General features: G+C 69.8%; 7 protein-coding genes. All 7 read right to left on the bottom strand.

What is annotated here, in order from left to right; translation table 11 throughout:
• Nucleotides 1–285: 285 nt before the first annotated feature.
• Nucleotides 286–885, bottom strand: coding sequence for a tyrosine protein phosphatase (locus ABZW30_RS46095; protein WP_355677331.1), 600 nt, complete (start codon nt 883–885; stop codon nt 286–288).
• A 1-nt stretch (nt 886) separates the two neighbouring features.
• A complete protein-coding gene (locus ABZW30_RS46090; RefSeq protein WP_355677330.1) occupies nt 887–1,435 on the bottom strand; it encodes a hypothetical protein in 549 nt (182 codons plus the stop codon).
• A gap of 230 nt (nt 1,436–1,665) precedes the next feature.
• Nucleotides 1,666–1,800, bottom strand: coding sequence for a hypothetical protein (locus ABZW30_RS46085; RefSeq protein ID WP_355677329.1), 135 nt, complete (start codon nt 1,798–1,800; stop codon nt 1,666–1,668).
• Nucleotides 1,801–1,986: 186 nt separating this feature from the next.
• The gene (locus tag ABZW30_RS46080) at nt 1,987–2,772 is read right to left on the bottom strand and encodes a hypothetical protein (RefSeq protein WP_355677328.1); all 786 of its coding nucleotides are present in this window, start codon (nt 2,770–2,772) and stop codon (nt 1,987–1,989) included.
• Nucleotides 2,773–2,958: 186 nt separating this feature from the next.
• Nucleotides 2,959–3,585, bottom strand: coding sequence for a hypothetical protein (locus ABZW30_RS46075; RefSeq protein WP_355677327.1), 627 nt, complete (start codon nt 3,583–3,585; stop codon nt 2,959–2,961).
• A gap of 130 nt (nt 3,586–3,715) precedes the next feature.
• Nucleotides 3,716–4,237 carry a hypothetical protein gene (locus tag ABZW30_RS46070; RefSeq protein WP_355677326.1) on the bottom strand — a complete coding sequence of 174 codons (522 nt, stop codon included), beginning with the start codon at nt 4,235–4,237 and terminating at the stop codon, nt 3,716–3,718.
• Between the two features lie 954 nt (nt 4,238–5,191).
• Nucleotides 5,192–6,961, bottom strand: coding sequence for a serine/threonine-protein kinase (locus ABZW30_RS46065; protein ID WP_355677325.1), 1,770 nt, complete (start codon nt 6,959–6,961; stop codon nt 5,192–5,194).
• Nucleotides 6,962–7,874: the final 913 nt, after the last annotated feature.

Raw genomic sequence — 7,874 nt, 5'->3', positions numbered from 1 at the left:
GATACCTCACACCACTCGAGATCCGCCAGCGACACCAGCAAGGTCACACCCTCGCGGCGTAGACGGAGAGTGTCCGAGCGCAGGGTGGAACTTCATTGGATGCAATCACCCCTCCACCCTGACCGGATCCAGCGACGACTCCCAGAGTGGCCCGTCCCGGGTTGTCCGGGACAGATGTCCCGGACGGCCTTCGACGTTTCGACAGGCCTGGGTGATCACGCGGCGCCGACTGCGGCCCAGGCCTGCTGGACGGCGCGGCGGTCGCCGGCCCAGGCGGGGGCTGGGTTACGCGGGGGTTGCCGAACGGGTCTGCCGGGCGCCGGGGCTCGGTGAGCGTGGTGCCGTCGAGGGCAAGGATGCCGGCGCCGTGGTGGTCGGAGATTTGGTAGGTCCTGACTTGTCAACTTTGAGCAGTTCTATCGTCCACTCTCGCTGCTCAGCGGTGTCTGGGACGGCAAGCCCACGAGCTCGTTCGATCTGGTTCCAGGAGGTGTCAGGATCGACGCCGTTGAGGATGAGGAGTGCGGCCGCGAGGAGGGATGAGCGTCCGATGCCGGCTCGGCAGTGGGTGACGACGTGTGCGCCGTTGTGTAGCCGTTCGGCCAGTCCGTGCAGGGTAGGCAGGATCGTGGTGCGGTCGGGGACGGTGCGGTCGGGGATGGGTATCGCGACGAACTGCAGCCCGGCTGCTGCGGCTGTCCGGGGTTCGTCTGCGAGGCCGAGTTCGTCGAGTTCGGGGCCGGTGAGCGCGCAGACCAGGACGTCGACGCCGCAGTTCTTCAGCGCGGCCATCTCGTCTTCGAGCCAGTCGTTGCCGCGGGGTCTGGCCATGGTGCTCAGTCGTCCCGGGCCGGGGAGGTCGATGGTGAAGAGGGCGGGTCGCATGTCAGCAGCACTTTCGGTTGGTGAAGTCAGGTGGTGATCGGACAGTCGGGGGCAGGAGGCGGCCAGGTTCGGCGCGGAGCTCGCTCGGGGTCGGGTCAGCTGGGGTGGCCATCTCGGCGAGGCGCTCGAGCAGGCGATCGAGGGTGCTCTGGCCGTCGTCGCCGGCGGCGCGTTCCTCTTCGGTGAGCGGAATGCTCACAAGCATGCGCTGCAAGTTGGCCTTGGCTTCGACGAGTTGGGCTTTCGTCGATTCCTTGGGGGTGTAGAAATCGCAGTGGGCGCAGGCCATCCGGTGCTGGCACTGTTCGAAGAACGAGTAGGAGCACAGCCCGTGACCGAGATCGTAGTACTGCCATGGTTCACCGGTGGCCGCGGCCCCGGAGGTGACGGCGTCGCGGTCGACCAGGACCTCGATCGTGCGGACGTTGCGGGAGAACAAGCCGGCATCGTTGTAGGCCCTGTCCAGGGTATTCGGGGTGATCTTCGCGTAGTGGGCGGTCGCTTCGGGAGTTCGGTGGCCGAGCCATTCCTGTAGTTCGAAGAGGGTCATGGGTTCCTTGGCGTTGTAGAGCTTGCTGGCGATGGTGAACCGGGCCCGGTGGCTGGTGATGTTGCCGCGGACGTCCGCGGTGGGGACGCCGGCCTTGCGCAGAGCATCGGAATGATCGCCGTGTTGACGTAGTGCTTGGCGACCCGGCGGGCTCGGTGGGCGAACAGGAACTGGGCCAACTCGCCGGTCTTGGGGTCGAGCATCGCGCGCTGGGTGGGCCTGACGGCCTGCTATGTCTCGATGGCCTTGCCCAGGAGCGGGTCGACGGGTCTGGTGAAGGCGGTGCCTGTCTTGTGGGTGGGGACGTCCAGCAGGCAGACCGCGTCGCGGGCGAGGATCTCACCGGAGTCGCCGGGGATGGGCATCCCCTCGTGCTGCCAGCGGATGCAGCCGACCCGCAGCCGGGCGATCTCGTCACTACGCTGGCCGGCGACGAACAGCCAGGTCAGGGTGATGGCCCTGACAGCCGACCTGGACCGATTGCCAAGTGACTTTGCCCGCTCGACGTCGATGTCCTCCCTGAGCCTCTGCCGAGTCTCCGGCTCAGGACGCTAGCGGAGCGCGTTCGCCAGCGACTGGGTCAGGATGCAGGTGAACCCGACACCCCAGTCGTCGCGGTCGTCGCAGCGCAACTTCCGGTCGCTGAAGGCACCCGACAAGTCCTCCAGCGGGATGACAGTGCCCTCGGCGCCCGGCTCCGCGACGTGCAGCACCTCAATCATGCCCTCGCGAACGAACCGGAGCAGCGGGGCGAGGTCCGCAGCCACGTACGCCCGCAGCGCCTCGCCCTCCAGCCCGGACGGCAGATCGGCGAGGATCCCGAACGGTCCGGTCAGCCAGCCGCTCGCCTCCATGGCACACACCCGGACCCGGTCCTCGTCCTCCGTCAGATCCAGCTGATGGATGGTGGCCCGGGCGTCCGGAGCATACGCCCGGGCCTCCCAACGGCGGCGCCCCTCGACGGCGGCCCGCAGCGAGAGGGGCGGCAGGTCGGCCCCGCCGCCCGACGGCATCAGCCACGTCGCCGGGTCGGCGACCACCCGCTCCAGCTCCGGGCCCGTCACCACCGGACCATCCTCCTGGACGAAGCGGGTGCTCAAGGCCCGCTGCACCGTCAACCACCCGTGTGCGACCAACCGGAGCGCCGCCGCCGTCAGCTCCGGCACGCGCTCCAACTCTTCCGCGGGCGACGCATTGCGCCGCCTGGGCACCTCGGGCGAGCCCGCCCAGCGCAGCACGGCCGTGATGTGCTGCGCGCTGCCGCGCAGACTGGTGCCGGCGACAGCACGGCGGACCAACACCTGCTCGGTGACGGTCAGTTCGTCCCAGTTCTCCATAGCAGGCGATCCTGGCACATCCACCGCTCCGACCTGCAGGGTTTTCCGGCCACAGCCCCGGACCCGGACCCGGACCCGGCGGGACCGTCCGCCAGCAGGGCATCGCCGTGTGCTCGCGCAGCAACTCCCATCGCCTCCCCACCGGTCAAGATCGAATGGCAAACGGTCAAGGTCTCCCGTCAGAGGTCAACTCACCAGCGGCTGGCGGGCCCATCCCGCCAGCCGCTGCCGGTCCAGGGTGTGCACGGCTTCACGGACGACGTCCTGGTCGATGGCCGGCAGCCGGGCGGCCAGGTGCTGTTCGAGCCTGCCGAGGGGGTGCGACGGGTTCTTGCCCGGGACCTTGAGCTTGTGGATGAGCTCGGCGAGCACGGTCACGCCGGTGTGGAACTCGGCTTCGGTCGCCGCAGGAAGGGCGAGGAGGCTGGACCGGTCCATCGGCGGGCGGTCCACCATCGGGGCGGCCTCGACCAGCTTCGTGACCTCCTCCACCCTGACGCGCAGCCAGGCGCACCCGTTTCCCTGAGCGAGCACGGTGAGGGGCGTGCAAGCGGTCATCCCGCACTTCCGTATCAGCTCCGGATGCTCGTCCAGCCCGTTGAGTGCCGCGAGAGCGGGTGCGAACAGCGCCCGGAACGGCACCCGGCCGTCGGTGAAGAAGGGCCCGCGAATCCTGACCACCCGCTCCTCGCCGAGCAGCGGCAGCGAGTCGGGTCTGAGGAACGGCTCACTCGTTCCCAGCGGCAGGCCGGAAGGAGGGCCCTCCGCCCACTCCACACGCGCGGTGCCGGCCAGCGCCGCCCAGCCCGGCACGGTACCGTCCGACCAGGCGGGTCGGGCACATCCGGAGCACGTCGGGCACGGAAGCGAGACGGCGATCGGCCTGTTGTCGCGTCTTGGTGAGCTTGTCACTCCACGATATCGCTGAGCGTGGCCGTGTCTGTCAGCCGGCGCTGATGACCTCGCCGCAGACAATCGTTCCGTTGAGCGTGAGCGTGCCTGTCTGGCCGGGGTCGTAGGCGGCGCCCACCTCGGTGCCGGTCAGCGTGACCGTCCAGGTGTCGCCGGTCTTCGTTGCCTTGATGCCGGTCGCGTTGGCATTCGCGTAGCCGCCGCTGTGGGCGGCGGTGCTGACGGGCATCATCCAGCCGGTGTCCCCGCGGACGCCGGCGATGCTCGGGCCGCTGGTGTTCTGGTCCGACGGTGCGTGGAAGGACTCCAGCTCGCCGTTGACGACGGTGCAGGTGGTGTCGGCGGCCTTGATGGAACCGGACTCCACACCGCTGAGAGTCACGTCGGCGCTGCCCTTGCCGGTCTTCGCCGGCGGGCTGGCGGCGGTGCCCGCTGCTGCGGGTGTTGCCGCGTCAGTCGTCGCCGCGCCCGCGGACGTCGAGATCCCGGACCCAGGTGCGGCGGCGCTCTTCGCAGTACTCGGTGATCCGCAGCCGGCGAGGGATATCAGCATCGCGCCGACCATGAGCCCGGTAACGGCGCGTCGCTGGTGGAGTTGGGTCCGTGACATGTTCTTGCCCCTAATCTCTCATGTGAGCAACCGGTGATCATTGTGCCGAGTATGGCAGGTGACCGTCGGTCCCGAGATGGAGGCCCGATGGCGGGCCGGGGCTCGGAGGCCGACGTCTGGAATTCAACCGTCACCCGGGTCCGACCAGACCGCGCCACCGCCCGCGCGGAGGTCTTCGCGTTCATCGAGACCTTCCATAACCGCAGGCGTCCACGCAGGCACCCGATTGACGATCCGCCGGCTGGGTCGATCGTGCGATTCGAGGTCACGGCGGCGCGAGGGGTCCGGGGCGGGACCGTCACGAACGCAAGGAAGCGCCGGTTGAACGGGGTGACCTTGCCAAGTCGCCCTGAACCACCGGTGCTTCGATGTGCCGTCAGTCTGCCGCCGTCTGCCTGATCAAGTCGCCCGCTCTGGACGGCGTGGCGGGATTGTCACTGGTGGAGCGGTCACGGTCAGCCGCGAGCTGACTTCGACAAGGGCACAGATTACGTCCCCGAGCCGCCTGCACCACAGGATCGATTCGCCTGCCCCGCTGAACATCCCCACGTCGCTGCAGAACATCCATGAGGACCATCCCACCCCTGAAGTCGTTACGGAGGCGGTGCGCGGCAGCGTCGACGACACGCAGGCCGCGATCGAGCGCGGCTGCGGCACCGGGATCGGCAAACGGCAGATCGAACAGCTCACTGTGCGGGCCGCCACCGACGTCGAGGCGTTCTATCGTGTCAGGCTACTGGAGGCGTGCACGGCCGGGACGTTGCTGGTGCTCTCGGTCGACGGCAGGGGCATCGTCATGTGCCCGAAGCACTGGCTGACGCCACCCGCAAGGCTGCCGAGGCCAAGGGCGCCAAGTCGCCGCCGCCCGGCAGCCACGTCCAACCGGCGTGCACCCCCTCAGCGCGACGTGTCCCAGGCTGTGGCGGTGAACTGGAACCTCCCGATGCCGGAGGGGAGGGTCTTGATCTTCAGGAGGACCGTACGGCCGCCTCGGGTCTGGTAGCAGAACCGGTCGCCCGAAGCCAGGGACCAGGCACGGTTGCTGTAGGCCCGTTTGGCCTCGACAGCGCACTGCTCGGCAGTCGGGTCGGCGCCTGTGCCGGGCAGCTTCCCCAGGGTCATGCGCGAGTCCTCGACCACCAGGCCGGGGATGTTGTCGGTCCACACGACCGCCAGATCGCCCGGGCCAGAGCCGACGACCGGCGAGTCGGCGTCCAGGTCGACATGATCGGCCGCGGTGGACTCGACGGTGACGTCGACCGGACCGTACCTGACGCGTGCGGTGCTCGGGGTGGCCGTCGCCAAACCACTCGACGGCTTGCCCGTAGCAGACGTTCCGGTGCCGGAGTGGTCCAGGGACTTGAGTGAGACGTAGGCGATGCAAAGGCACAGGAGCAAGACCAGCAGGCTCCGCATCCTCCTCGGCGCCAGGATCGGTGGCTTTCGCGGAGAAGGGGCCTGAGGAGCATGGGGCTGTGACGGGTAGGACTGCTGGGCGTGTGCCTGCGGAGGGTAGGGCGGCGGGACGGGGGCCGAGGCGGGGGCCGAGGCGGGGGCCGAGGCGGGGGCCGACGGCCGGGAGACGGTCGGCACGGACGCCAACGGCTGGACCACGGTCGGGGCGGGCACCGACAGCTCGGGAGGGGCCGGGGCGGCGTGGACAGTGGGGACGTAGGTCGGCGTGTACGTCTCCGCAGCCTCCATAGTCGCCGCGGGGCCGTCGGCCAGCGCGTCTTCGGCCAAGACCTGGCGGACGGCCGTCTCACAGCGTCCGACCTCCTGGGCCAGGGGCGAGGGCAGCCAACCGTCGAAGGCGCGCAGCGGGCGCGGTAGGAGCCGGTCGCACAGGGCGGCCAGTTCCTCGGGAGTGGCCCGGGCCGCCGGGTCCGCGACGAGGCAGCGGTCGAGCAGCCTGCGCACCTCGGCCGGGTAGCCGGACAGGTCCGGAGGGCGGAGCTCGGTGTTGGCGATGCGCGTGGCGAGGGTGATCGCGCCGCCGTCCCCGTAGGGGTGCCGCCCGGTGGCCGCGACGGCGGCGATCAGGCCGAGGGCGAAGACGTCGGTTGCGGGGGTCACCGGGTCGCCGATGGCCTGCTCGGGCGACATGTACTGGGGCGTGCCGATCATGCTGCCGGTGGCGGTCAGCTGGGTACGGTCCCCGGCCCTGGCGATGCCGAAGTCGATGACCCACGGGCCGTCCGTGGCGAGCAGGACATTGCTGGGCTTCAGGTCCCGGTGGACGATGCCGGCCGCGTGCACCGCGCGCAACGCCTCGGCGACGCAGCCGACCACCTGAAGCGCGTTGAGCGGCGGCAGCGGGCCGAATCGGGCCAGAACCTGGTCCAGTGCCGGGCCGGGGACGTACCGGCAGGCCAGCCAGGGCGTGGTGCTGCCGGTGTCGTGGTCGACCACGGGCACCACGTGGTAGCCCTGCACGGTACGGGCCGCGCGGACCTCCTGCTGGAACCGGTGCCGGAACTCCGCGTCCCGGGCGAACTCCTCACGGATCACCTTGACGGCGATCGGCTGGCCGCCGCGCGTCCGGGACAGGAAGACGGTCCCCATGCCGCCCTCGCCGATCCGGCGCAGCAGCGGGTAGCCCGCAACGTCGAGTGGATCCCCGGCCCGCAGCGATGTCATTCCTGCGTGGTCCTGGCTGGTCGTCACTGCGTCCGCTCCCCCGTGTCGTCGGATCGCTGTCAGTAGCCGGATGATGCTACCGACCCGGTGCCGGCGGGTATGAGCCTCGGGCAACATCAGCCCTGGTCTGTGAGCGGCCCCGGCACACGGCGAACGTCTCGATTGCCGCCGACAACGGCGCCGGCCCCTTCGGCATCTGGATGCTGTGGCACCGCCGGGCTGGGCGCACGAGTCGACCGGACGCGGCTCCCGGTCGCCCCGGATCCGCGACGGCCCGGACATGCGCCGAGCCGCCAGGGCAAGGGAGGCGGTCCGGACGCTGTGCGCATGCGCGGCCCGCAGGATCTCGATGTCCTTCTCTCTGTTGCTCATCGGCAGGAGTCGCAGCAGCGCGAAGGTGTTGGTCGCGGCGAGGTAGGCGAGACACAGCAGCACGACAGATCATGATGCCGTCGGTGACGACCAGCAGGTCTACCACGCCTGGTACACCGCCGGCACCACCGCCTGGAACCCCTGGACCAAGCAGCTGCAGCTATCTGACACCCCGTCCTTGTCCGCCCGCCACCGGGCGGACGGACAAGGACGCTTCCGAGCGGAAAGACCGAGTCAGGCGACAAGGACCTGCCCTCCGGGTCTTCGACCGAACCCCGTTCGCGCCGCCGACCGTTCGGCTCTCCTGGTACCCGTTCAACGCATTCCGGTATGAACCTCCCCTTCCGCGGTGCAACCGGCGTCCTCAGCAGTTCCACCCGGTCCGCGCCGGCCCTACAGCCCGGGCGGCGTCAGCGGAGCAGACTCCCCGGACGACGTCTCAGGCCGCCTGCCGAAGCGCGGTCCACCCGGCATCGTTGAACTTGGCGTCGCCCGGCGCAGCGAGGGTGGACGGCTGCTGTCCGCGGGTCCGGGCCACTGCGTCGGTGGTCGCCTTCACGCTCATCTT

The sequence above is a fragment of the Kitasatospora sp. NPDC004669 genome (assembly GCF_040609455.1).
In the GTDB taxonomy this organism is placed as follows: domain Bacteria; phylum Actinomycetota; class Actinomycetes; order Streptomycetales; family Streptomycetaceae; genus Kitasatospora.
Note: the sequence above shows the minus strand (reverse complement) of the source record. Positions and strands in the feature narration are given on the sequence as shown.